The organism is Ruegeria sp. AB10 (assembly GCF_056542745.1).
This window is the reverse complement of sequence record NZ_JBQGAI010000008.1, coordinates 26,264-48,815: the sequence shown is the minus strand read 5'-3', so window position 1 is coordinate 48,815 and position 22,552 is coordinate 26,264. Positions and strand designations below refer to the sequence as shown.

The 22,552-nt window shown below is 62.5% G+C and carries 26 protein-coding genes; 8 read left to right on the top strand and 18 right to left on the bottom strand.

The features are described 5' to 3' along the window. Positions 1 to 13 precede the first annotated feature (13 nt). Positions 14 to 1,012, top strand: coding sequence for a polyprenyl synthetase family protein (locus tag ACR0NT_RS15025; protein ID WP_170446269.1), 999 nt, complete (start codon positions 14 to 16; stop codon positions 1,010 to 1,012). Here the strand turns inward: ACR0NT_RS15025 and ACR0NT_RS15020 are convergent. The 4 genes from ACR0NT_RS15020 to soxR form a co-directional block, all read right to left on the bottom strand. After that, complete coding sequence (locus tag ACR0NT_RS15020; RefSeq protein WP_170446271.1) at positions 1,005 to 1,826, bottom strand: 4-(cytidine 5'-diphospho)-2-C-methyl-D-erythritol kinase; 822 nt, start codon at positions 1,824 to 1,826, stop codon at positions 1,005 to 1,007. The two genes, ACR0NT_RS15025 and ACR0NT_RS15020, sit on opposite strands and share 8 nt — an antisense overlap. Then, on the bottom strand, positions 1,816 to 3,528 hold the full coding sequence (locus ACR0NT_RS15015; protein WP_170673578.1) for a tetratricopeptide repeat protein: 1,713 nt from the start codon (positions 3,526 to 3,528) through the stop codon (positions 1,816 to 1,818). Before ACR0NT_RS15015 ends, ACR0NT_RS15020 begins: the two co-directional genes overlap by 11 nt. A 104-nt stretch (positions 3,529 to 3,632) precedes the next feature. Then, a complete protein-coding gene (locus tag ACR0NT_RS15010) occupies positions 3,633 to 5,279 on the bottom strand; it encodes an electron transfer flavoprotein-ubiquinone oxidoreductase (RefSeq protein ID WP_170446275.1) in 1,647 nt (548 codons plus the stop codon). 135 nt (positions 5,280 to 5,414) lie between these two features. Beyond that, positions 5,415 to 5,870 (bottom strand): redox-sensitive transcriptional activator SoxR, encoded by a 456-nt coding sequence (gene soxR, locus ACR0NT_RS15005; RefSeq protein WP_170446277.1) that lies wholly within the window; start codon positions 5,868 to 5,870, stop codon positions 5,415 to 5,417. An 87-nt stretch (positions 5,871 to 5,957) separates the two neighbouring features. On the opposite strand from soxR, the gene ACR0NT_RS15000 reads away from it, so the two are divergent. The 3 genes from ACR0NT_RS15000 (at position 5,958) to ACR0NT_RS14990 (ending at position 7,955) form a co-directional block, all read left to right on the top strand. Further along, on the top strand, positions 5,958 to 6,338 hold the full coding sequence (locus tag ACR0NT_RS15000; RefSeq protein ID WP_170446280.1) for a VOC family protein: 381 nt from the start codon (positions 5,958 to 5,960) through the stop codon (positions 6,336 to 6,338). Between the two features lie 140 nt (positions 6,339 to 6,478). Next, positions 6,479 to 6,949, top strand: coding sequence for a transcription elongation factor GreA (gene greA / locus ACR0NT_RS14995; RefSeq protein ID WP_170446282.1), 471 nt, complete (start codon positions 6,479 to 6,481; stop codon positions 6,947 to 6,949). 13 nt (positions 6,950 to 6,962) lie between these two features. Then, complete coding sequence (locus tag ACR0NT_RS14990) at positions 6,963 to 7,955, top strand: hypothetical protein (protein WP_170673581.1); 993 nt, start codon at positions 6,963 to 6,965, stop codon at positions 7,953 to 7,955. Here ACR0NT_RS14990 and ACR0NT_RS14985 read toward each other — a convergent pair. From ACR0NT_RS14985 to ACR0NT_RS14960, 6 genes are read right to left on the bottom strand one after another with little or no spacing between them, the layout of a single operon-like run. Further along, positions 7,952 to 8,545, bottom strand: coding sequence for a GNAT family N-acetyltransferase (locus ACR0NT_RS14985; RefSeq protein WP_480443306.1), 594 nt, complete (start codon positions 8,543 to 8,545; stop codon positions 7,952 to 7,954). The two genes, ACR0NT_RS14990 and ACR0NT_RS14985, sit on opposite strands and share 4 nt — an antisense overlap. Then, positions 8,542 to 9,807, bottom strand: coding sequence for a molybdopterin-binding protein (locus ACR0NT_RS14980; RefSeq protein WP_170673584.1), 1,266 nt, complete (start codon positions 9,805 to 9,807; stop codon positions 8,542 to 8,544). The genes ACR0NT_RS14985 and ACR0NT_RS14980 overlap by 4 nt, the downstream gene beginning before the upstream one ends. Next, positions 9,804 to 10,295 carry a molybdopterin-guanine dinucleotide biosynthesis protein B gene (gene mobB, locus ACR0NT_RS14975; RefSeq protein ID WP_170673587.1) on the bottom strand — a complete coding sequence of 164 codons (492 nt, stop codon included), beginning with the start codon at positions 10,293 to 10,295 and terminating at the stop codon, positions 9,804 to 9,806. Before mobB ends, ACR0NT_RS14980 begins: the two co-directional genes overlap by 4 nt. Further along, positions 10,292 to 10,936, bottom strand: a complete 645-nt coding sequence (mobA, locus tag ACR0NT_RS14970; protein WP_170673590.1) for a molybdenum cofactor guanylyltransferase MobA — start codon at positions 10,934 to 10,936, stop codon at positions 10,292 to 10,294. Before mobA ends, mobB begins: the two co-directional genes overlap by 4 nt. Next, entirely contained in the window at positions 10,933 to 11,469 is a 537-nt protein-coding gene (locus ACR0NT_RS14965; RefSeq protein WP_170673593.1) for a hypothetical protein, read from the bottom strand. Before ACR0NT_RS14965 ends, mobA begins: the two co-directional genes overlap by 4 nt. After that, on the bottom strand, positions 11,466 to 12,404 hold the full coding sequence (locus ACR0NT_RS14960) for a formate dehydrogenase accessory sulfurtransferase FdhD (RefSeq protein ID WP_480443302.1): 939 nt from the start codon (positions 12,402 to 12,404) through the stop codon (positions 11,466 to 11,468). Before ACR0NT_RS14960 ends, ACR0NT_RS14965 begins: the two co-directional genes overlap by 4 nt. On the opposite strand from ACR0NT_RS14960, the gene ACR0NT_RS14955 reads away from it, so the two are divergent. Together ACR0NT_RS14955 and ACR0NT_RS14950 are read left to right on the top strand one after the other, a co-directional pair. Next, on the top strand, positions 12,403 to 13,119 hold the full coding sequence (locus ACR0NT_RS14955; protein ID WP_170446294.1) for an AzlC family ABC transporter permease: 717 nt from the start codon (positions 12,403 to 12,405) through the stop codon (positions 13,117 to 13,119). The two genes, ACR0NT_RS14960 and ACR0NT_RS14955, sit on opposite strands and share 2 nt — an antisense overlap. Continuing rightward, a complete protein-coding gene (locus ACR0NT_RS14950; RefSeq protein WP_170446296.1) occupies positions 13,116 to 13,448 on the top strand; it encodes an AzlD domain-containing protein in 333 nt (110 codons plus the stop codon). The genes ACR0NT_RS14955 and ACR0NT_RS14950 overlap by 4 nt, the downstream gene beginning before the upstream one ends. Here ACR0NT_RS14950 and ACR0NT_RS14945 read toward each other — a convergent pair. The 7 genes from ACR0NT_RS14945 to ACR0NT_RS14915 all read right to left on the bottom strand — a co-directional run bounded on the left by ACR0NT_RS14945 (position 13,437) and on the right by ACR0NT_RS14915 (position 19,947). Continuing rightward, positions 13,437 to 14,069 (bottom strand): hypothetical protein, encoded by a 633-nt coding sequence (locus tag ACR0NT_RS14945; RefSeq protein WP_170446299.1) that lies wholly within the window; start codon positions 14,067 to 14,069, stop codon positions 13,437 to 13,439. The two genes, ACR0NT_RS14950 and ACR0NT_RS14945, sit on opposite strands and share 12 nt — an antisense overlap. Before the next feature lie 18 nt (positions 14,070 to 14,087). Then, positions 14,088 to 14,222, bottom strand: coding sequence for an aa3-type cytochrome c oxidase subunit IV (locus tag ACR0NT_RS14940; RefSeq protein ID WP_170446301.1), 135 nt, complete (start codon positions 14,220 to 14,222; stop codon positions 14,088 to 14,090). Between the two features lie 68 nt (positions 14,223 to 14,290). After that, the gene (locus tag ACR0NT_RS14935) at positions 14,291 to 14,851 is read right to left on the bottom strand and encodes a hypothetical protein (RefSeq protein WP_170446302.1); all 561 of its coding nucleotides are present in this window, start codon (positions 14,849 to 14,851) and stop codon (positions 14,291 to 14,293) included. Next, positions 14,838 to 16,676: a glycerophosphodiester phosphodiesterase gene (locus tag ACR0NT_RS14930; RefSeq protein ID WP_170673596.1), complete on the bottom strand. Its 1,839-nt coding sequence runs from the start codon at positions 16,674 to 16,676 to the stop codon at positions 14,838 to 14,840. The genes ACR0NT_RS14935 and ACR0NT_RS14930 overlap by 14 nt, the downstream gene beginning before the upstream one ends. Before the next feature lie 64 nt (positions 16,677 to 16,740). Then, positions 16,741 to 17,193 carry a DUF6173 family protein gene (locus ACR0NT_RS14925; RefSeq protein WP_170673599.1) on the bottom strand — a complete coding sequence of 151 codons (453 nt, stop codon included), beginning with the start codon at positions 17,191 to 17,193 and terminating at the stop codon, positions 16,741 to 16,743. Positions 17,194 to 17,197: 4 nt separating this feature from the next. Further along, positions 17,198 to 18,244, bottom strand: coding sequence for an MBL fold metallo-hydrolase (locus ACR0NT_RS14920; RefSeq protein ID WP_170673602.1), 1,047 nt, complete (start codon positions 18,242 to 18,244; stop codon positions 17,198 to 17,200). Further along, the gene (locus ACR0NT_RS14915) at positions 18,244 to 19,947 is read right to left on the bottom strand and encodes an acyl-CoA dehydrogenase family protein (protein ID WP_170673604.1); all 1,704 of its coding nucleotides are present in this window, start codon (positions 19,945 to 19,947) and stop codon (positions 18,244 to 18,246) included. Before ACR0NT_RS14915 ends, ACR0NT_RS14920 begins: the two co-directional genes overlap by 1 nt. A 138-nt stretch (positions 19,948 to 20,085) precedes the next feature. Between ACR0NT_RS14915 and ACR0NT_RS14910 the strand changes: the two genes are divergently transcribed. Further along, positions 20,086 to 21,036 carry an L-threonylcarbamoyladenylate synthase gene (locus ACR0NT_RS14910; protein WP_170673607.1) on the top strand — a complete coding sequence of 317 codons (951 nt, stop codon included), beginning with the start codon at positions 20,086 to 20,088 and terminating at the stop codon, positions 21,034 to 21,036. Here ACR0NT_RS14910 and ACR0NT_RS14905 read toward each other — a convergent pair whose 3' ends face one another. Continuing rightward, positions 21,037 to 21,591, bottom strand: coding sequence for a YqgE/AlgH family protein (locus ACR0NT_RS14905; RefSeq protein ID WP_170446314.1), 555 nt, complete (start codon positions 21,589 to 21,591; stop codon positions 21,037 to 21,039). 146 nt (positions 21,592 to 21,737) lie between these two features. Between ACR0NT_RS14905 and ACR0NT_RS14900 the strand changes: the two genes are divergently transcribed. After that, complete coding sequence (locus ACR0NT_RS14900; RefSeq protein WP_170673609.1) at positions 21,738 to 22,550, top strand: protein-disulfide reductase DsbD domain-containing protein; 813 nt, start codon at positions 21,738 to 21,740, stop codon at positions 22,548 to 22,550. Positions 22,551 to 22,552 lie beyond the last annotated feature (2 nt).

Here is a 22,552-nt window from a genome sequence, read left to right as displayed (position 1 = left end):
TATCAGGAGTGTGATGGATATCGACACGATCACAAAACCGCATGAACGGCTGGCAGAAATACTGGCCGGCGAAATGGACGCGGTCAATGAACTGATCCGCACGCGCATGGCCTCTGAGCACGCGCCGCGCATTCCCGAGGTTACAGCGCATCTGGTTGAGGCCGGCGGCAAGCGCCTGCGTCCGATGCTGACATTGGCAGCGGCCCGTCTGTTTGGCTATCCGGGCGACCACCATGTGCGTCTGGCGGCAACGGTCGAGTTCATTCACACCGCCACCCTGCTGCATGATGATGTGGTGGACGAAAGCGCCCAGCGGCGCGGGCGGCCCACGGCGAACCTGCTGTGGGATAACAAATCCAGCGTTCTGGTCGGCGATTATCTGTTTTCCCGCAGCTTCCAGCTGATGGTCGAGACCGGATCACTGCGGGTTCTGGACATTCTGGCCAATGCCTCGGCCACCATTGCCGAGGGCGAGGTGCTGCAAATGACCGCCGCAACCGATCTGGGCACGGATGAGGCGATTTACCTGCAGGTCGTGCGCGGTAAAACCGCCGCGCTGTTCTCGGCTGCAACCGAGGTCGGCGGTGTGATCGCCGGCGCCTCCGAAGAGCAGGTCAAAGCGCTGTATGACTATGGCGATGCGCTGGGTATCGCCTTCCAGATCGCGGATGATCTGCTGGATTATCAGGGCGATAGCAAGGCCACCGGCAAGAATGTCGGCGATGACTTCCGCGAGCGCAAGCTGACTCTGCCGGTGATCAAGGCCGTGGCGCAGGCAACCCCCGAAGAACACGCTTTTTGGGAGCGCACCATTGGCCGAGGCCGTCAGGAAGACGGTGACCTGGATCACGCGCTGAGCCTGATGGGCAAATACGGCACTCTGGACGCCACCCGCGCGGATGCGTTCGGATGGGCCGCCAAGGCCAAGGCCTCGCTGGACGCCCTGCCCGACCACGAGATCCGCACCCTGCTACGTGATCTGGCAGACTACGTGGTTTCGCGCCTCAATTAAGCTGCGTCGCGCGGCACCACCAATCGGGATGGGCCGCGCCGATCTCATAGGCCGCGAAATGCGCGTCTTTCATCGTTGGATATAGCGCGAAACAGGTCGAGCCTGAGCCCGACATCCGGGCCAGCAGACTATTCCTGGTATCTGCCAGTTCCTCAAGCACGCGGGCCACGTCCGGGACCAGCCCAGCTGTGGGTGGTTCAAGATCATTGCGCTGGCCCTGTAACCACGCGGCACAGTCCTCGGGTGCGTGAAACGCTGGGAGTACGTCTGGCATGGGCGGGTTGTCACGGCTGACCAAAGCCGAGAACACCGCGCCTGTGGGCACTTCGACGCCGGGATTGACCAGAAGGGCAGGCAAAGGGGGCAATTTGACTGGGTCCAACTGCTCACCGATACCGCGCATCCGCGCACCGGCGGCCAACACGCACACAGGAACGTCCGCACCCAATGACAATGCGGTATCCGGCGAGACAGCCCCCCCCTGATCCGCAATCATCCGCAGCGTCGCCGCAGCGTCGGACGAGCCCCCGCCGATCCCGCCGCCGTGGGGCAGCACTTTGTTCAGATCGATATGTCCGGTCCAACCCGCAGCCTCGGCGGCTTTCCAGACCAGATTGCGGATGTCCGTGGGCACGCCTGCGGCGTGCTCGCCGGTGACTGCCATCGACAAAGCAGGGCCGGGGTTGAACTCCAGCTTGTCGCCGATATCCGCGAACACCACCAGCGAATCCAGCAGGTGATAGCCGTCCGGCCGCTGGCCGGTGACATGCAGGGTCAGGTTGATCTTGGCGGGCGCAAAGGCCTTAGTTGCCATTGGCGACCTTCAGCGGCTCGGCCCCTTCTTCGGCCAGAACCGCGTCCAGCCCGATCTCAAGCTTGCGGCGGATACGTTCGGGGTCGGCCTCGCCATCCGTATCTTCGGGGTCGATGAAGGACAGGGCACGGCTCCACTGAAATTCAGCTTCACGACCACGGCCCACAGCCCAGTAAACGTCGCCCAGATGGTCATTCACCACCGCATCGACGGGCATCAGCTCGACCGCGCGCTCCATATGCTCGACCGCTTCGTCATAGCGGCCCAGACGGAACAGGACCCAGCCCAGACTGTCGACGATATAACCGCTGTCCGGCCGCGCCGCGACGGCGCGTTCGATCATGTCCAGCGCCTCGTCCAGTTTCTCGCGCCGTTCGACCAGCGAATAGCCCAGATAGTTCAGCACCTGCGGCTGATCCGGGTTCAGCTCCAGCGCGCGGCGGAAATCGGCCTCGGCCTGATCCCAGTTCTTCAGACGCTCATGCGAGATGCCACGGGCATAGTGCAGGAACCAATTGCCCCCGGTGCTGCTCTCGGTCCGGTCAATGGCCCTGTCATAGGACGCGACGGCCGCCGCGTATTCCTCTTGCTGGCGCTGCAGATCGGCCAGCGCAACATGTACGCTGGGCAGGTTCGGGCTCTGGCTGGCCAGCGTCTGCAGCACTTCGGCTGCGGCATCTTTCTTGCCCCACCGGCTGAGCACTTCGGCCCGGCCCAACTCGGCGGCATGGTAGTCGCTGCTGCTGGGCGGCACCTTGCGATAGGCATCCACCGCCAGATCATATTGTTCCAGATCGTCCAGCAATTCGGCGCTCAGCAGGATCGCATCCACGTGGTCGGGGCGCAGGAACGCGGCGATGCGCACATAAAGCAGGACGTAGTTCTGCGCCGCCTCGTTGCTGAGCGCGGCACCGACGGAAAAGAACACTTCGGCCATCCCGTCCTGAGCCGATTGCGCATGGGTGAACGGCAGCGTTTCACCAGCGCTCAGACGCGCGACATAGCCCTCTATGGACGGATCGCTGCCAGCGGCGAAGACCTCGGCCAGAAATTGCAATGCGTCGTCATGGCGATCGAGCTGCGACAGGACCTCGGCCCGGGCCAAGGCCGCGCGGCGCGAAAAGCGGGATACGGCGCCGTTATGCTCCGTGAACACCTCTTCGGCGCCTTCGAAATCACCCACCGACGCAAGCGCCAGCGCCTTGTGATACAGCGCAAAGTCCCGCAGCCCGTCCTGCGTGGCGACCTCATCGAACTGTTCCATGGCGCGGGTCATGGCGCCCTGCCCCATATAGGCCCAGCCCATCATCAGACCGTCGACCAGAGGCCCCACGCCCTGCGTTTCGTGATCCAGCGCCAACAGGTCGTCCAGCTTGCCCTCAGCCCCCAGATTGGCGGTGATCACCATCCGCGCCGCCTGGCTGGGCAGGCCCATATCCGCGATCACCTGTGCAACCGGCAGCGCTTGCTGTACCTGACCCAGAGACAGGCGGGCGACCACCACGCTTTCCAGCAGGGTCGCATTTTCGGGATCGGCCTTCAGGGCGCGGGCATAATATTTCTCAGCCGCACCATAGTCGTTCTCGTAAATCGCCTGACGGCCGGCCAGATAGGCGCCGGACCCTGTATCCGCTTGAACCGGAAGTACAAAAGACGAGGTGAACAGCACAGCCAGCGCTGCGCGACGAACCAGAGAAACCACCACAATCCTGCCTTGCTATTCTTGTCTGCGCAACAAGCTAGGGCTTTGGCTGGCAAGAGGCAATGGCAGAGCCTTCACGACCCTGCCAGTGCCCGGTTTTTTGCTTACATGTTTGGATAATTCGGCCCGTCGCCGCCCTGCGGTGTGGTCCAGGTGATATTCTGGCTGGGATCCTTGATATCGCAGGTTTTGCAGTGAACGCAGTTCTGGAAGTTGATCACGAATCGCGGACCTTCTTCATCCTCGACCATCTCGTACACGCCTGCCGGGCAATAGCGCTGCGCCGGTTCGTCGAACTTGGGCAGGTTGACCTTCACCGGAATGTCCGGGTCGGTCAGCTTCAGATGGCAGGGCTGGCTTTCCTCGTGGTTGGTCATCGCAAACGAGACGTTGGTCAGGCGGTCGAAGGACAGCGTGCCATCGGGCTTGGGATAATCGATGGGCTGATGCTTGCTGGCTTCTTCGGTCGACTGCGCGTCGTTCTTGCCATGGCCCAGAGTGCCCAGCAGCGAGAAGCCCAGCGTGTTGGTCCACATGTCCATGCCACCCAGCACGAGGCTGGCGGTCAGGCCGTATTTCGACCACAGCGGCTTGACGTTGCGCACCTTTTTCAGGTCGCTGCCGATGGCGCCTTCGCGGACATCGGTTTCGTAGGCGGTCAGCTCATCCCCCGAACGGTCGGCCTTGATGGCGTCGAATGCAGCCTCGGCTGCGGCCTTGCCGGACAGCATTGCGTTGTGGTTGCCCTTGATGCGCGGCACGTTGACCATACCCGCTGAGCAACCCAGCAGTGCCACACCCGGCGCCACCAGTTTCGGCATCGACTGCCAGCCGCCCTCGGTGATCGCGCGGGCGCCGTAGGCCACGCGCTTGCCGCCTTTCAGCAGCTCGGCCACCATCGGGTGGTGCTTGAAGCGCTGGAATTCCATGTACGGATACAGGTGCGGGTTTTTGTAGTTCAAGTGCACCACGAAACCGACATAGACCTGATTGTTTTCCAGGTGATAGATGAACGACCCGCCGCCCGCGTTGCTGCCCAGCGGCCAGCCCATGGTGTGCGTGACCGAGCCCTCCTTGTGCTTGGCCGGGTCAATCTCCCAAATCTCTTTCATGCCGACGCCGTATTTCTGCGGCTCTTTACCGGCAGACAGGTCGTATTTGGCGATCACTTCCTTGGACAGCGAACCGCGAACACCTTCCGACAGGAAGACGTACTTGCCGTGCAGCTCCATGCCCGGTTCGGTGCCCGGACCGTACGATCCGTCGGGTTCCAAGCCGAACACACCTGCAACGACGCCTTTGACCTCGCCGTTGTCGCCGTAGACCAGCTCGGAACAGGCCATGCCGGGGAAGATTTCCACGCCCAGTTCCTCGGCCTGCTCGGCCATCCAGCGGCAGACATTGCCCATCGAAACGATGTAGTTGCCGTGGTTGTTCATCAGCGGTGGCATCGGCGCGTTGGGGATGCGGATTTTACCGGCCTCACCCAGCATGTAGAAATTGTCTTCGTGCACCGGCACGTTCAGCGGCGCGCCCTTTTCCTTCCAGTCCGGGATCAGCGCGTCCAGCCCGCAGGGGTCCAGAACCGCGCCCGACAGGATATGCGCGCCCACTTCCGAACCCTTTTCCAGAACGACGACGTTCAGGTCCGCGTCCAGCTGCTTCAGACGGATGGCCGCCGACAGGCCCGCAGGGCCTGCACCCACGATCACCACATCGTATTCCATCGCTTCGCGTTCAATCTCGGCCATCGCGGGCTCCTTAGCTAACTTTCCGAATTGGCGCTTTCACTGCGTGGTCTGCGCAATATTGTTTCAAGGCTGATTACATGGTCTGAAAGACCTTGGTCAATCAAAACACGGCGTAACATTGCTGCAATGCGGCAGTTATGCCTCGGGGGCGTCCCCCATCAGGTATCTGGGACCGCTACCATGAGATTTGGCGCGGTCATCGGGGTTGTAAAGGGCACATTTCGGCAGGCTCAGGCAGCCGCAGCCGATGCAGCCGTCAAGATTGTCGCGCAACCGCGTCAGGGTATCGATTCGCTGGTCCAGATGGGACCGCAGGCCGATGCTGATCTTTTGCCAATCTTTCGGCGTCGGCGTGCGGTTCCCCGGCAAGCCCGACAACACCTCGCGAATCTCGGGCAGGGTCAGGCCGAATTGCTGGGCGATCATGATGAAACTCAGCCGCCGGATGTCGGCACGCTGATAGCGCCGCTGTCCGCCCGCGTTGCGCCAGGGCGCGATCAGCCCCTGCGCCTCGTAGTATCGAATGGCGGACACCGCCAACCCGGTGCGCCGCGCCAGAGCGCCAATCGCCAGCCCTTCCGAAACCGCCATTTCGACCTCGCAAATAATCCTTGACCTAAAGTTAGGTTTAGAAATTACAGTGAGTCGAAACAAGCCCCAATTCGCAAAGGAGATTCCATGATGGCGACGCTTGAACACACCAATTTCACTGTCCGCGATCCGCAGGCCTCGGCCGCGTGGATGCACAAGGTGTTTGGCTGGAAAACCCGTTGGGAAGGCCCCGCCATCGCGGGCGGATACACGGTTCATGTAGGCAGCACGCATACCTATCTGGCGCTTTATGCGCCCAGCGACCCGAAGCCGTCGGATGAAAGCAGCTATGACATCGTTGGCGGACTGAACCACGTGGGTGTGCTGGTCGAAGATATCGACGCCACCGAGCAGAAAGTGATCGACGCAGGGTTCACCCCCAAATCCCACGCCGATTACGAACCCGGCCGCCGGTTCTACTTCAACGATGACAATGACATCGAATTCGAGGTGATTAGTTACGCCTAGGCCGTAATCCGCCCGTTGCAGGGCCATGCCCTCTTGCATTTCACGCCTCATTTGGGTCAGGTATTTGCCAACCCATCAAATCGCCCCGACGCTGGTTCCATGCGGCGGGGCGCATCACTTTATGCGTGGACGACAAGAGTATGGAAAAGATTCCCATGACGCCTGCGGGCAATGCCGCGCTCGAGGCAGAGCTGAAAAACCTGAAATCCGTCGAGCGCCCGGCGATCATCGAAGCCATCGCCACAGCGCGCGAATTGGGCGACCTGAAGGAAAACGCCGAATACCACTCGGCGCGCGAAAAACAGGGCTTTATCGAAGGCCGCATCAAGGAGCTGGAAGGCATCCTGTCGCTGGCCGATGTGATCGATCCGGCCAAGCTGTCCGGCGCGATCAAGTTCGGCGCCAAGGTCACGCTGGTCGACGAAGACACCGACGAGGAAAAGACTTGGAAGATCGTGGGTGAGTATGAGGCCAATATCGAAAACGGCCTGCTCAACATCAAATCGCCCATCGCCCGTGCCCTGATCGGCAAGGACGAAGGCGACAGTGTCGAGGTGCGCACCCCCGGCGGCGTGCGGTCTTACGAAGTGCTGAGTATCGAGTACGCCTGACCGGAGCGTCCCCATGTCCGAACCCACGCCCGAGCAGGAACCCGAGCGACCGACCTCGCTGGGCATCTATGACAAGCCGTCGCGCCCGGCAGTGACCGAGATCGAGATCGCGGCCATCGTGCTCAGCGTGATCTGGCTGGTGGTGTCGGTGGTGTTTCTGGTGCTGCCCGGCCAGACGCAGGGCGGTGGGTTCGTCGTGACCCTGCTGGCGGTGTTCATGCCGGTGGCGATGATCTGGGTTGCCGCCACCGCGATGCGCGCCAGCCGCGTGATGCGCGAGGAAAGCGAACGCCTGCAGACCGCCATCGACGCGATCCGGCAGACATATGTCATTCAGCAACAGCGTGCGGCCAGTACGTACGAACCAACTGTCAGTAAAAAGCTGGATGAAATCGCCGAAGCCACCAAAAAGACTGAAACTGCGCTGGCGACGTTTTCGACCAAACGCACCGAACCCGCGCGCGCCGCTACGTCAAACGGTACAGGCGATCAGACGACGCTGGAGCTGGGCACACAAGCCGAAGACATTGCGCCGCCGCTCAGCACCGATATTTTCATCCGCGCGCTGAACTTCCCTGAAACGCAGGACGATACCGAAGGGTTCAACGCCCTGCGTCTGGCCCTGAAGGACCGCAAGACCGCGCAGCTGGTTCAGGCGTCGCAGGATGTGCTGACCCTGCTCAGCCAGGAAGGCATCTATATGGATGACCTGCGCCCAGACATGGCCCGGCCCGAGGTCTGGCGGCAGTTCGCGCAAGGCGCACGGGGGCGTTCGGTGGCCGCTCTGGGCGGTATCCGCGACCGCTCGTCATTGGCGCTGACGGCGGCGCGGATGAAACAGGACCCGATCTTCCGCGATGCCGCGCATCATTTCCTGCGCCGGTTCGACCACATGATCGTCGCCTTCGAGCCCGAGGCCAGCGACGCCGACCTGACCGCCCTTGGCGAAACCCGCACAGCGCGGGCTTTCATGCTGCTGGGGCGTGTGGCTGGGACGTTTGACTAAGGCGCGGTGACAGGCCAGCTCATGCGCGTGGCGCTGCTGAATCCGAACAGATACTGAAACGGACCGGTCTTTTCCTTGCTGACGGCCCTGAAGCCCTCACGCTCATACAGGGCCTTTGCGCGGGGGTTTGTATCAATCACATCCAGTTGCACCTCCGACATGCCCGACTTGCGGGCGTGATCCTTGATCGCGGACAGCAGCGCGGTTCCGACCCCCTGTCCGCGTGCTTCTGCGGCGACAAAAATTCCGTCCATCTGGAACACGCCGGGTTGCAGACCGCGCTCCAGAACGCACAGCACCAGACCGCGCCACGTGCCGCCAAACCAGCCATAGATCTTTGCCATATCAGACAGGCTGCCTTCGACCAGCCCGCCGTCCTGGGTTTTGAACCCGGCCAGCCCCAGAATCTGATTTGAACTGTCCCGCGCGACCAGGGCAAATTGCGGATTTATGGAAAGTTCTATGAAGGCCAACCCCTTTTTGTCCGGCCCCATGACTTTGTGCAGCTTGGCTGCAAAAGCCTGCCAGAACAGGGCTGCGGCCTTTGGTCGTTCAGCCTCGGCGAAGCCCTGTTCGATCCTGACGGTCACAACCCAAAGCTTCCATAGGGAATGAACCGGACCATATCGCCCGGTTTGATGTGGCGCACGCCGTCCTCGATCTCGACCAGTCCCTCGGCCCAGCTGAGCCCGCTGATCCGGCCCGACCCTTCCGAAGCGAACACCTCGGCCTGGCCATCACGGACACGGGCACGCAGGTATTCACGGCGGCCCGGTTTCTTGCGTTTCTCGAACGCGGCGGGCAGGTCAAAACCTTGCGGGGCCTGCCAGCCCTCACCGGCCATCAGGCCCAAGGCGGGGCGTGCAAAGATCAGCGTGCAGACCATGGCCGCCACCGGATTGCCCGGCAGGCCGAAGACTGGCGTTCCCTCCCACATGCCCAACGCTAAGGGGCGACCAGGTTTCAGCGCGATCCGCCATTCCTGCATCGCGCCCGCCTGCCGCAACAGGGCCGAGACGTGGTCTTCGTCCCCTGCCGACGCGCCGCCGCTGGTCAGGACCACATCCGCCTGCTCTGCCGCTTGGTTCAGGCGGTCGCGCAGGGCATCCCGGTCGTCCTCGACGCGCCCCATGTCCACCGGCTGAAACCCCATGCGGGCGATCAGCGACAACAGCATCGGGCGGTTGGCGTCGAATATCTGGCCCGGACCGGGGGATTCTCCGGGTTCGACCAATTCGTCCCCGGTGGACAAAACGGCCACCCGCAGCGTTTCCCGGACCGACACATCAGCAAGCCCCGTCGCAGACAGCAAGGCCAGATCGGCGGGCGTCAGCCTGCGCCCGGCGAACAGAACCGGGTCGCCCTCGGCCACATCCTCACCGGCGCGGCGCGTATTGGCACCGTGTTTCAGTGGGCCGTGAAAGGCGATGTGGCCGTCCTGAACGGTGACGTCTTCCTCAAGAATGACCGTATCCACACCCGCAGGCAGGGCCGCGCCGGTCAGCACGCGCAGCGCATGGCCGTCAGGCACCGCCCCACCAAACGGAATGCCCGCCGCCGCGCGCCCCGGATGCAGGGGCATCACTTGCAGCCCCTCGGGCGCGGCACCGGCAAAACCATAGCCGTCCACCGCCGTATTCGGCAGCGGCGGGTTCGAGCGTTTTGCGATGACATCCTCGGCCAGAATGCGCCCGGTTGCCTGTTCCAACGGCAGGGTTTCGGCACCCATCCTCACCGTCAACCGCTGGCGCAGCAGGGCCAGCGCGTCGTCCACCGGCGTCCAATTCACCCCGGCGGGCAGCGCAAAACAATCATTGCGCAGGGGCGGCGGAGCGATGTTCGGTTTGGTCATAATCCGACCTCCTGCAAGATAAAATCCGCGATGGCTGCGGTGTCATCCAGATCAAATACCGGGCAATCCACAGTCAGCGGCGTATCGCTGGCCACGGCGCGGATGGTTGTGTTTTCGGGCGCCATCAAAGCGTTCTTGGCCTCGACCCGAAACGCCTCGACCTTGGGATGGGCTTCGCGTTTGAACCCCTCGATCAGCACCAGATCAACCGGCGACAAACGCGCCAGCAGCTCGGCCAGAGACGGCTCGGGCGCACCGCGCAGTTCCTGCATGATGGCGATGCGCTGGCCCGAGGCCAGCAGCACCTCGGACGCGCCCGCGATGCGGTGGCGATAGCTGTCGGTGCCCGGCTGATCGACATCAACGCTGTGATGGGCGTGCTTGAGGGTCGATACGGTGAAACCCCGCCCGGTGATCTCGGCCACCAGCCGCTCCATCAGCCCGGTTTTGCCCGCGTTTTTCCAACCGGTGACGCCGTAGACCCTCATGCCTGCTCCAGCAGCTTTTCTGCCCGCGCCAGATCCTCGGGCGTATTGACGTTAAAGAAAGGATCGAACGGTTCAGCGTCGAACAGGGCCTCGCGCCCGTCATGTTTGTCGGTCCACAGCACGACCTTGCGCAGCCCGTCGTTCAGCGCATCGCGCAGATCATCACGCAGAGCCACCGGCCAGAGGCCAAAGGTCGGGTGCCGGTTGATACGCTTGCTGCCGCCCGATTTCAGCGCCTCATCCCCGGTGCGCGGCGTGGTCGCCAACACAAGCGGATGGGTTTGCCCCTTTGCGGCGCCGGTCAGCCGCGACACCAGATCGCGCGGAAAGAACGGCGTGTCGGCGGCAGCAGTGACGACACAGTCGGCGCCCTGCTCCGCCGCCCAGTCGAGCCCCGCCAGTACACCCGCCAGAGGGCCAGCAAACCCTTCGATCGTGTCCGGCAGGATGGGCAGGTTCAGATCAGCGAACCGTTCGGGATCACCATTGGCATTCAGCGCAAGGCCGTCCACCTGCGGGGTCAGACGGTCGATCACGTGGGACAGCAGGCTCTGCCCACCGATCTGCAACAGGCCCTTGTCGCCGCCACCCATCCGGGTGGCCAGACCGCCTGCGAGGATGATGCCAAGGGGTTTGGTCATGTTGCCTCCCCGATTTCTGGCCATTTCCTGAACTTCTCCGGTGGAAGAAAAACCAAAGAACCGATGCAAAGGCCAAACAGAATGTACCATATGCTTGTGGACACCCCTGTAAATTCAGCCAGAATGCGGCTTAACCGATAATAGGCAGGCAGAAAAACGACCACGGCACCAAGAACAAAAAGGGCGCAAAAATAACGCCGAAATCTGCGCACCGATTTCCGTGTCTCTTCAGAAAACTCCAAAGAGTTGGGCAAACCGTGAAGTAAAACCCGTTGAAGGGCGACGTTCTGTTGCTGCACCAATAGCCCCCAAGACTGCCATCCCAACCGAAAAGGGGCGCTCAGGTCGAATGTCCCAATGTACTCAGCGGGTTCGCAACCCAATCGGCGAAGAACATTTGGCTCCAATCGTGCCAATCCCTCTATAACACCTCGTTTGCTGCGTGCGTAGCTTCGCAGCATCAGAAAACCCAAGGGCAAAATGCTGATTATCAAAACGAACAATGCGAAAGCGTAGAGTGTTTCTAAGATCATCCCGCACTCTTCCTGCGATGTTTCTTGTCCTCAACCGCGACGGTCGCCGGGTCCACGTCGCGGACCAGCCGATCTTCGCCCGACAGGCACACGAACCGCTGGCCGCGCATCCGGCCGATCAGGGTCAGGCCGACCTCGCGGGCAATCTCGACACCCCAGGCGGTAAAGCCCGAGCGGGACGCCAGCACCGGGATGCCCATCATTGCCGTCTTGATCACCATTTCCGAGGTCAGACGGCCGGTGGTGTAAAGGAGCTTGTCCTCTGCCGCCTCGCCCTTTGACAGCATCCAACCCGCGATCTTGTCGACCGCGTTGTGGCGGCCCACGTCCTCCATATAGACCAAGGGACGATTCTCGCAGCACAAGACCGTGCCGTGGATCGCGCCCGCTTCGAGGTACAGCGAGGGCGTCCGGTTGATCTTGGCGGCCAGATCGTAAAGCCACGAGGTTCGCACCTGAACCTGCGGCAGGCGGACGTCCTCCAACCCCTCCATCATGTCGCCGAACACTGTGCCCACAGCGCAGCCGCTGGTGCGGGTCTTTTTCCTGAGCTTGTCCTCGTACGAGGTTTCACGCGCGGTACGGACGATGACGGTTTCCAGATCGTCATCGTAATCAACGCGGGTGATCTGGTCATCGGCCAGCAACATGCCCTGATTACGCAGAAAGCCCAGCGCCAGATACTCGGGATAATCGCCGATGGTCATCGCCGTCACGATTTCCTGCGCGTTGAGGAAAATCGTCAGCGGGCGTTCTTCCACGACCGAGATTTGGCTGACCTCGCCATTCTGGTCGACGCCTTCAACCGCACGGGTCAGGCGGGGCGCACCCGGATCGGGGGCGATGATGTAGTCCGAGACATCCAGTTCCGTGGCCAATTGCAACCCTTTCCCAAGACCGTTAGTGCTGCGGGCAACACCATAGGATTTAGCCATGGCAGACACCACATCCAAGTCGTACTTCTGGAAGGGTTTTCGCGACGGGTCACCGTTCATCTTTGTCGCAATCCCCTTCGGCACCCTGTTCGGCGTTTTCGCGACCGAGGCCGGGTTGGATATCGTACAGACCATGATGCTCACCTCAACGGTCTTTGCCGGGGCTGCGCAATTCGCCGCCCTGCAATTGTTGCAGGACCAGACCCCCACCGCCATCATTCTGATCTCGGCGCTGGCGGTGAACTTGCGGATGGCAATGTACTCGGCCTCGCTGACGCCGTTTCTGGGGGCGGCACCCCTGTGGCAAAGGGCCTGCGCGGCCTACCTGACGGTCGATCAGTCCTATGCCTGCTCGATCGTGCAGTTCGAAAAAGAGCCGAAGATGACCGTGCCCCAGCGCATGGCCTATTTTGTAGGCTCGGTCACCCCGATTACACCGCTTTGGATTCTGGCCACCTATCTGGGTGCGGTTCTGGGGACACGCATTCCCGAAAGCTGGGCGCTGGACTTTGCCCTGCCGATCACCTTTCTGGCCATGATCGGCCCGATGATGCGAACCTTTCCCCATGTGGTCGCCGCGCTGGTGGCCATTGTCGTTTCGTTGCTGACCGTGGCCCTTCCGTACAATCTGGGCCTTTTGATCGCAGGTTGTGCCGGGATGATCGCAGGCGCCCAGGCTGAACTGATCGCCCAGCGCAGAAAGGTCGACGCATGACCCATCCCGATCCCGTCACGATCTGGACGATCATCGTCGGGCTGGCCGTTGGCAGCTATGCCCTGCGCTTTGTCTTCATCGGTCTGGTCGGAGACCGCCCGATGCCGCCCTGGCTGCTGCGCCACCTGCGCTACACCGCCGTGGCCATCCTGCCGGCGCTGATCGCGCCGCTGGTGGTGTGGCCAACCGCAACCGGCGGGCAGCCGGACGCACCGCGCATGGCTGCGGCCGCAGTTGCCCTGACAGTTGGACTGATCACGAAAAACGTGCTGGCGGCCATATTTTCCGGGGCCGGAACCCTCTATGGCCTGTTGTACCTATTGGGGTAAGGCCACGTCCTGCTGGTTCAGAACGGCGTTGTTCGCCGCCAGCCCCTTTTGCAGATCGGCGTCGTCATTCTCGCGGTATTCGCTGGTGACCACCCCCGGCAACTCGCCGAATTGCTCGGACAGTTTGACCGGATAGAAGGTGGTGCTGATCTGCTCGAAACCCGGCACCTGCTGCAACAGCTGAGATGTCGAGTTGGCGCAGTACGCGCTGGACACCGGCCCCATCTGCTTGGCCAGTTGCAGGGCGATCTCGGCCTGTTGCGGCGTGACCTCGATGGTTTGGATTCGGGCAAAATGCGTTTCACGCGCGTGGCTGCTGCGATAGGCGCGCTCGACGTTCGGGGTAATGCCGTACAGCACGTCATTCCTTATCGGCACCACGTCAGCCCGGAACGAACCTGCGGGGTCAAAGATCACCCGCTCACTGCCGCTGATCATCAATGACGTATGAGCACCCGAACCGGTCCGGGTGTTGATCATCGTATAGAGGGTCAGCGTCGACGGCCCCGGATCACGATAGGATCGGGCCACAACTTCCGACTGGTCAGCCTGTGGTCGCTGCGAGCCGGTGCAGCCCGCCACTGTCACTGCCAGCAGGCAGGCAAGCAAAATCCTGATCACGGTGATCCCCGTTTTGGATTAAGAGGCGAAGACCGCCAGGAACAGGCACAGGAAGGCGATGGCAACCACGCACCATGTGGTGGCCTTGATAAAGCCGTTGAAGGTTTTTTCTTGGACGTTGATGTCCATGTCGCCGTGCTTGTATTCAGCCATTGGTCAGAGATTCCCAGTTCGCGTGTTTAAGATGTTGGATAATCGAAAATCAGGGGCCTGTCACCACGTCATTCGCGCGCAGGGGGCGCAGACAGGAAGACCGAACAGCCCGGATATCCGAATCCCCAGCGCCAGGGCAGGCCGGAACAGGGGCCGCCACCCAGCCGCACCGCCGCGTGCATCGCCTCGGCAGTGATGGAGTGGGCCGTGCGAATCTGGTCCGGCGTCATGTCGTACCGTTCAGCATATTCGTCGGCATTGTCGACCCCGTGCTGTTTGACGCAGGCGCGCAGCGCATCATCCGCTGACAGGCGCGCGTCATAGCTGTTCCCGGCCTGCGTCGCCCCGCCCGCATTGTGATAGGCGCGGTCATGGGTCACGCAGCAATATTCCCACGGCGGATGTGCTTCGTAGAGCGCGCTGAACTTGGGAAAGGTCTCGGCCACAAAGCGCCAACTGGCCGACAGGCCGCCGGAACAGCCATCGGTTTCGAACGGGATCGGTTCCGTGTCCCCACGCTGCGCGATCAGCGCACGGTGGGCAGGCATCTCGATATTGCGCATGAAATCCTGCGCCATGGCGGGGGCCGCCATCAGCGCGAGGGTCACGCATAGATTACGGGTTTTCATCGCGCATCGCCTGGGTGTCGACGGACATGCCGAAGGCGGTCGCCAGCCACAGCAGCAGCCGCTCGGCCGGGCCCATTTCGGCGCGCACCCGCAGCACCTCATTGGCCATCGCGGGGCGGTCGGTGATCAGACCGTCCACCCCCATCGAGGCCATGGCCGACATCTGCAGCGGGTCGTTCACCGTCCAGACATAGATATCCTTGCCCGCCGCATGAACCGAGCGCACCAGCCCCGGCGTTGCCATCGCGGCATTGACGGCGATGAAATCACCTTCCAGCCCGGTCAGATCGCCGACGGCAGTTGCGGCCAGAACCCCTGCCCGCCAGTCAGGGCGCAGCTTTTTCATCTTTTGCACTGCCGGGTATTTCAGCGACATGGTGGCGATGTCGTCCTGCATCTGAAGCTCTTCCACAAGCGCCGCCACGCGGTTTTCCAGATCAACGTCATGTCCATAGTATTTCAGTTCGATAATGACCTTGGCCTTACCCTTTGCGGCCTCCAGCACCTCGCGCAGAGTGGGCGTGCGTTCGTCGGCATATTCGGGGCCGAACCAGCTGCCGATATCGATCTGAGCGATGTCCTCCATCGTGGCATCCCAGACCTTGAGGTTCACCCCCGCCAGTTTCATGAAATCACTGTCATGGGCGACAATGACCACGTCATCCGCCGTTTCCTGCACGTCGATTTCGACCCAGTCCGCCCCGTCTTCGATCGCTTTCAGCACCGAGGCCATAGTGTTCTCGGGCCGCAGCGCCGCAGCGCCACGGTGGCCGATCACCTCAGCCCGGTCCGGCGCCTGTATGCGTTCCAGCAGATGCTGCCCGAACCACAACCCGATCAGCACGGCCGCCACGGCGGCGCCGAGGGCGGCGAATAGTGGAACACGCAGGCTGCCGGGTTCGGGATGCGGCGGTTCCTCGGTTCTGATCTCGAAGAACCCGTCCAGCAGCACCGCCAGCGCGCCCAGTGCCGTTGCCGCCAGCACGAGGCCAGCCACGGACCAGATCCCGGCCACCAACAGGCTGTAGACCAACGCCAGCCGCAAGTGGCTGGCCCCCTGCAGCGGTACAATGGCAAACAGCAGCCCGGCCACCCATGCGATCAGGCCCGCGATGATCACGCGCAGGATCAGCCAGATCGCCAGCTCGATCTTGAGGCGCCCGCGTTTGCCTTCCATCCGGGTGGCGCTGATGTTGAAGGCATGGGCGGGGTGAACGCCTTCGAACAGGACCAGATGCAGGCCCAGCGCCCAGGCCGACAGACGACGGATCAGCACCCAGGCCATGACCAGAACCACGGCCCCGATCAGTGCCACCGCAATCCAGAACGATGGCGGATGGAAGGTCAGGTAGTAGTTGATGTCATATTCGGTCAGCGTCCACCACGCGATCACGGCCGCAACGGCTGCGAAGGGCAGGACCAAAACCAGGACCCGCAGCACAAAACGCACCGCAAAGCCGAACAGCGCCGGAAGGCGCGACAGGATCAAGCCGATGGCGGAACTGCCCGCACGCCACGGGTCGGATTCGCCCATCCGCAGCGATCCGGCCATGACCGAGAACACAAACACCTCGGCCAGCAGAAACAGGCTGAGCACGGCAATCGCCGCGACAAAACCCACCGGTGACAGGATGAAGGCGGCAATGGCCTGATCCGTCAGCGCGGTCTGGTTCGACAGCGACACCGCCAGATTGACGATGAGCGCCACAGCTGGCGCGATCAGGGCAACCAGCAGCAGGCGCACGGCGACATAGATCGGCACAAAGACGCGACGGCGCGCCCATGCACCCTTGTAGGCGCTTGTAACGGCTGAAAAATCGGACACGCGGCACCCCCTTGAATGGTGCACTCATTCAAGGCTGCGCAGACGTGAATTGCAAGTCAGGCGGTCAGCTTTCTTCCAGATCCTTTGCCAGCCGGAAACCGATGCGGTTGGCAGGCTTGTCCTCGACCGATTTGGGCAGGGCGCGCAGCATCACGTTCAACTGGCTGACATGCTGCACCAGTTGGGTCCGCGCCCCGCTCGCGTCCGAGCCGTAGAAGGTGATGATATCGGGATCGAAGTAGCCCATGCCCTCGATCCGCATGACCCCGGCATCGCCGCCGGTAAAGCCCATAGCGACCTCCTGATCGCCGGTCAGCGTCTTTTCGAAGTTCTGGATATAAAGGATCAGCCGCTCATAGGCCCATTGCGCCGGGCTTTTGGTCTGAACCGGTTTTTGCAGTGGTTCGGGCAGATTCTTGGCCGCGGACTCAGCGTTGGGGTTCGCGTGAAACTCGTAACACCTGGGCAAAGCCGCCGCTTCTGCCGCCTCGGCCGATGTTTCGATCTGGTCCTGCATAGCTTTACCCTTTGCGCTGAAACTCCCACGCCCCGTCCGCGCGCCGCGTCCGGGTCACGGTTCCAATGTGGTAAAGATGGTTCAGATGTGCAACCGCCTCGACCAGCGCAAGCCCATATTCGCCCTCGCCAATCTGACGTTTGAACAGAGGAGTGAAACACTCGGCGGCGGTTTTCGGTGTATCCAGATAGTCCTGCAAGCGATCCAGCGCGCCGTGGTGATTGTCGATCAGTTGCTTCATCCGCAGCGGCAGGCCGGTAAAGGGCAGCTTATGCCCACCCAGCGCCAGTTGGTCGGGCCGCGCCAGACCCTGCAGCCGCTCGCAAGCCTCCAGCCATTCGGCCACCGGGTCGGCCATCGGCTCGGTGACATAAACGCCCAGATTGGGGCTGATTGAGCTGAGGATCTGATCCCCGGTGATCACCAGATTGTCATCGCAGCTCCAAAAGGTAGCGTGTTCGGGCGCGTGGCCATTGCCCATATGCACGTCCCAGTCGCGCCCACCCATACGGATCACGCTGCCCTGTTTGATCCGGGTAAAGCCCAGCGGCATCGGATAGACCGTGTCGCAGAAGTTGAACGGCCTTTCGGTCATGCGTTTGGCAAGCACGTCAGCATGCATCCCCGCGCTGCGGTAGTAATCCAGCGTCTCTTGCGGCCAGGTTTCCTGCACATCCAGTTGCAGCATCCGCGAAAACAGCCACGCAGTGCGGGTCGTGACCAGTTCGGCGCCATGATCGGACTGGAACCAGCCCGCATTGCCGACGTGATCGGGGTGGTGATGCGTGACCACCACACGGGTCACCGGCTTGCCTCCCAGCGGCCCGGCCATGAGCATTTCCCAAACCCGGCGGGTCTTGTTCGACGAAATTCCCGTGTCGATCACCGTCCAGCCGTCGCCATCATCCAGCGCATAGATATTGACGTGGTCCAGCGCCATGGGCAGCGGCAGGCGCATCCACAGCACACCTTCGGCAACCTCGGTGGCCTCACCCGGTGCCGGGGGCTCGGGCCAGGGGTATCGGATCGCCAAAGGAGTTTCCCCGTCCATTATACCGCCAATTCCTCGGCGCTGAGGGCATAGAGGTCCCCGGCCCCGTTCTGAGCCTGCGCCAGCAGACCGGCATATTCCGGCAGCAGCGCGTTGATGTAGTACCGCGCCAGTTTGAAGCGCGGGCCATTGGGTTCGGCCAATGCGGCCTTCAGATGGTAATGCGCGCCCAGAACGCGGGCGAAGGCGTGAAGATAGGGTACAGCCCCCGCAAAGCGAGTATTCATGTCGGACTGCGCCACGATCCATTCGGTGGTTTCGCGCAGGCTTTCGGTGGCCTCCCAGACGGGACCGGCCAGATCGGGCATGGTGGCGCGGGCTTCTTCGGCGTGATCCTCAATCTCGTCCAGCAGGCGCGAGGCCGCCTCGCCGCCATCCATCATCTTGCGCGCCACCAGGTCCATGGCCTGAATGCCATTGGTGCCTTCGTAGATCGCAGTCACGCGGACATCGCGGTAATACTGGGCCGCACCGGTTTCTTCGATAAAGCCCATGCCGCCATGCACCTGCACGCCGGTCTCGGACACGCGCATCCCGGTCTCGGTGCCGAAAGCCTTGCAGATCGGTGTCAGCAGCGCGGCGCGCGCGCTCCACTCGGGATCACCCGTGGCGTTGCCCATGTCGATCGCTGCCGCATTGGCCAGCATGATCGCCCGTGCGGCAAAGGTGTCGGCGCGCATGCTCATCAGCATCCGGCGCACATCCGCGTGATCGATGATCGTGCCCGAGGGCGTCTTGCCCTGCTTGCGCTCCAACGCATAGGCCAGCGCGTGCTGATAGGCGCCCTCAGCAGCGCCAACGCCCTGACCGCCAACACCCAGACGGGCATTGTTCATCATGGTGAACATCGCGGCCATGCCGCCATGTTCCTTGCCCACAAGCCAGCCCTTGGCGCCGTCATACTGCATCACGCACGTGGGTGAGCCGTGCAGACCCATCTTGTGTTCGACCGACACAACCTTCAGGTCATTCGCCACGCCGGGGTTGCCGTTTTCGTCGGGCAGGTACTTGGGCACCAGAAACAGCGAAATCCCTTTGGTGCCCGGTACCCCATCGGGCAGGCGCGCCAGCACCAGATGGCAGACATTCTCGGTAAAGTCGTTGTCGCCCCACGAGATGAATATTTTCTGCCCCGTCACCGAATAGGTGCCATCGCCATTGGCCTCGGCTTTCGAGGACAAAGCGCCCACATCCGACCCGGCCTGCGCCTCGGTCAGGTTCATGGTTCCGGCCCATTCGCCCGACATCATCTTGGGCAGGTACAGCGCCTTCAACTCGTCGCTGGCGTGATGCTCCAGAGCCTCGATCTGGCCCTGCGTCATCAGCGGCGCCAGCTGCAGCGACAGACAGGCCGCCGACATCATCTCGTTCACCGCTGTGGTCAGGGTCATCGGCAGGCCCATACCGCCATGCTCGGGATCACCGCTCATCCCGATCCAGCCACCTTCTGCAATGGCCTTCCAGCCGTCGGCATAGCCGGGCGAGGTCCGCAGCACACCGTTTTCCAGCCGCGCGGGTTCCAGATCGCCGGGACGCTGCAACGGGGCCATCACCTCTTCGCACATCTTGCCGGCCTCGGTCAGGATCGCACCGACGACATCCTCGCTGGCTTCCGAGAACTTCTCGGTCGCGGCAATCTGATCGAACCCGACGACGTGGTGGAAAAGCAGTTCATAATCGGAAATGGGCGCGCGGTATGGCATGAGTTCCCTCGGGGCTAACTGTATGGTTTTTCGCGGGTGGGGTTGGAAATTGCAATGCCCACCTTTATGCATCCTTGATCAATTCGATTACCTAGCCAGCCAGATGGTACAAGCAATCAAAACGCGGCGTCACCAGACATGATCCCTAACGGCACATTGAATTTGTCCGCCGATCCGGGCGGAATCGCACAGGCGGCAGACTTGCTGCGGCAAGGCCTGCTGGTCGCTTTCGCGACCGAGACCGTCTATGGGCTGGGCGGCGATGCCCGCAATGGCGAGGCGGTCGCCAGCATCTATGCGGCCAAGGGGCGGCCCAGTTTCAACCCGCTAATCGCACATGTGGCTTCGGTCGAGGCGGCGCAGCGCTTTGTCGAATGGTCCGACCGGGCCGAAGCACTGGCCGCTGCCTTCTGGCCCGGTCCGCTGACGCTTGTACTGCCTTTGCGCGACGGGCACGGGATTTCTCCGCTGGTCACGGCGGGGCTGGATACGCTGGCGGTACGGGTACCCGCCCATGGCACCGCGCGGGCATTGCTGGCGGCGTTCGACGGGCCGGTCGCGGCCCCGTCGGCCAATCCGTCGGGCCAGATCAGCCCGACAACTGCCAATCACGTGCGCGCCGGATTGGACGGGCGCATAGCGGCCATTCTGGACGACGGTCCCTGCGGTGTCGGGCTGGAATCTACTATCGTCGGACTGGCCGGAGAACCCTCTCTGCTGCGTCCGGGTGGCGTGGCGCTGGAACAGGTCGAATCCGCGCTGGGCACAGAACTGCACATCCATCAGGCCGGAGACCTGCTGACCGCGCCGGGCCAGTTGCAATCGCACTATGCGCCGGACGCGCCGGTACGGCTGAATGCCGACAACCCGCAAGGGGATGAGGTGTTGCTGGGCTTTGGCCCGGTCGATTGCGATCTGAACCTCTCGGATAAGGGCAGTCTGACCGAAGCTGCCGCCAACCTGTTCTCGGCCCTACACACGCTGAACGCCACAGGCCGCCCGATTGCAGTGTCTCCGATCCCGGATCAGGGTTTAGGTGCAGCCATCAATGACCGTCTGCGCCGCGCTGCCGCGCCGCGTGACAGCTGATCAGGCGCGCCCGGCGCTGGCCGACAGGGTCAGCGGGTCGACACCCAGCGTTGCCAGCGCGGCCTCCCATTTCTCGTCATCGGGCACGTCAAACACCAGCTTCTGGGTCGCGTCGGTGGTCAGCCAGCCGTTCATGGCGATCTCATCCTCCAACTGGTCAGGCCCCCAGCCGGAATAGCCCAGCGCCAGCGTCGAATTCAGCGGCCCACGCCCCGAGGCCAGATCCTCAAGCACATCCAGCGTCGCGGTCATGCTGAAATCATCCGAAATCTGCATCGAATGCAGGTTGGCCTCATAGTCCGCGCTGTGCAGGACAAAGCCGCGCGACATCTCGACCGGGCCGCCGAAATGCACCAGCCGTTCCCCCACGACCGGGATGCGACAGGCAATGTTCAACTGGCTCAGCAGGGTTTTGACCCGCAAATCCGAGGGCTTGTTGATGATCAGACCCATCGCCCCGTCTTCGCCGTGACTGCACATGTAAACCACCGAATGATCGAAGCGCGGATCACCCATGCCAGGCATCGCAATCAACAGTTTTCCGGTCAGGTCCATGGATTTACATCTCTTGCTTCGTCCCCCTTCAACAATGGCCCCGGCGCAGGGGGATTGGCAAGGGAAGAGGCCACATTTCGCCAGATTTCATCCAGGTGACCGGAACGTGACTTGGAATCCCGGCCCGGACCACGCATTTATGGGGTATGAAGTGTTTTCTGAAGCCAGCCACGGTCGCCCTGACCGCCTGTTTCGCCCTGACCGCGCCTGCGGTGGCGCAGGACGTGGACGGGGTGGTGCAATTGGACGTGCTGGATGGCGGGCGCACCGCCAGCGGCACCTATCTGGGCGCGTTGCGGCTGACGCTGAAGGACGGTTGGAAAACCTATTGGCGCGCACCGGGCGATGCCGGTATTCCGCCACAGTTTGACTGGCGCGGCTCGCAGAATGTGAGTGATGTGTCGATCACCTGGCCCGCGCCGGACGTGTTTGTGCAGAACGGGCTGCAATCCATCGGTTACGCGGATCAACTGGTGCTGCCGGTCGAGATCACGCCCAAGAACCCCGCCAAACCCGTGCGGCTGCGTGGCGACATGGACTTGGGCGTCTGCAAGGATGTCTGCATCCCCGAGCGGTTGGATTTCGACCACACGCTGAATGCCGATGCCGACCGCAACCCTGCTATCGCTGCGGCTCTGGCCCAGCGCCCCTATTCCGCGAAAGAGGCACGCGTGACCGCCGCAAGCTGCCATCTGACCCCGACATCGGACGGGATGCAGATCGAGGCACGCGTGAAAATGCCCCCGGCCGGCGGGCGCGAGGTGGCCGTGATCGAACCGGGCAACCCGGCGCTTTGGGCTTCGCAGCCTGAAACCACCCGGCAGGGCGATACGCTGGTCGCCACATCCGAGGTGATCAGCGCCTCGGGCGGGCCTTTCGCGCTGGACCGGTCCGAGATCAGGATCACGGTGCTGGGCGCCAACCACGCCGTCGACATTCAGGGCTGCAGCGCGGGCTGATT

Coding starts and splice junctions, on each gene's coding strand:
- ACR0NT_RS15025 (WP_170446269.1), top strand. CDS start 14: ATGGATATCGACACGATCACAAAACCGCATGAACGGCTGGCAGAAATA.
- ACR0NT_RS15020 (WP_170446271.1), bottom strand. CDS start 1,826: ATGGCAACTAAGGCCTTTGCGCCCGCCAAGATCAACCTGACCCTGCAT.
- ACR0NT_RS15010 (WP_170446275.1), bottom strand. CDS start 5,279: ATGGCCGAGATTGAACGCGAAGCGATGGAATACGATGTGGTGATCGTG.
- soxR (WP_170446277.1), bottom strand. CDS start 5,870: ATGGCGGTTTCGGAAGGGCTGGCGATTGGCGCTCTGGCGCGGCGCACC.
- ACR0NT_RS15000 (WP_170446280.1), top strand. CDS start 5,958: ATGATGGCGACGCTTGAACACACCAATTTCACTGTCCGCGATCCGCAG.
- greA (WP_170446282.1), top strand. CDS start 6,479: ATGGAAAAGATTCCCATGACGCCTGCGGGCAATGCCGCGCTCGAGGCA.
- ACR0NT_RS14990 (WP_170673581.1), top strand. CDS start 6,963: ATGTCCGAACCCACGCCCGAGCAGGAACCCGAGCGACCGACCTCGCTG.
- ACR0NT_RS14980 (WP_170673584.1), bottom strand. CDS start 9,807: ATGACCAAACCGAACATCGCTCCGCCGCCCCTGCGCAATGATTGTTTT.
- mobB (WP_170673587.1), bottom strand. CDS start 10,295: ATGAGGGTCTACGGCGTCACCGGTTGGAAAAACGCGGGCAAAACCGGG.
- mobA (WP_170673590.1), bottom strand. CDS start 10,936: ATGACCAAACCCCTTGGCATCATCCTCGCAGGCGGTCTGGCCACCCGG.
- ACR0NT_RS14965 (WP_170673593.1), bottom strand. CDS start 11,469: ATGATCTTAGAAACACTCTACGCTTTCGCATTGTTCGTTTTGATAATC.
- ACR0NT_RS14955 (WP_170446294.1), top strand. CDS start 12,403: ATGGCAGACACCACATCCAAGTCGTACTTCTGGAAGGGTTTTCGCGAC.
- ACR0NT_RS14960 (WP_480443302.1), bottom strand. CDS start 12,404: ATGGCTAAATCCTATGGTGTTGCCCGCAGCACTAACGGTCTTGGGAAA.
- ACR0NT_RS14950 (WP_170446296.1), top strand. CDS start 13,116: ATGACCCATCCCGATCCCGTCACGATCTGGACGATCATCGTCGGGCTG.
- ACR0NT_RS14940 (WP_170446301.1), bottom strand. CDS start 14,222: ATGGCTGAATACAAGCACGGCGACATGGACATCAACGTCCAAGAAAAA.
- ACR0NT_RS14935 (WP_170446302.1), bottom strand. CDS start 14,851: ATGAAAACCCGTAATCTATGCGTGACCCTCGCGCTGATGGCGGCCCCC.
- ACR0NT_RS14925 (WP_170673599.1), bottom strand. CDS start 17,193: ATGCAGGACCAGATCGAAACATCGGCCGAGGCGGCAGAAGCGGCGGCT.
- ACR0NT_RS14920 (WP_170673602.1), bottom strand. CDS start 18,244: ATGGACGGGGAAACTCCTTTGGCGATCCGATACCCCTGGCCCGAGCCC.
- ACR0NT_RS14915 (WP_170673604.1), bottom strand. CDS start 19,947: ATGCCATACCGCGCGCCCATTTCCGATTATGAACTGCTTTTCCACCAC.
- ACR0NT_RS14910 (WP_170673607.1), top strand. CDS start 20,086: ATGATCCCTAACGGCACATTGAATTTGTCCGCCGATCCGGGCGGAATC.
- ACR0NT_RS14905 (WP_170446314.1), bottom strand. CDS start 21,591: ATGGACCTGACCGGAAAACTGTTGATTGCGATGCCTGGCATGGGTGAT.
- ACR0NT_RS14900 (WP_170673609.1), top strand. CDS start 21,738: ATGAAGTGTTTTCTGAAGCCAGCCACGGTCGCCCTGACCGCCTGTTTC.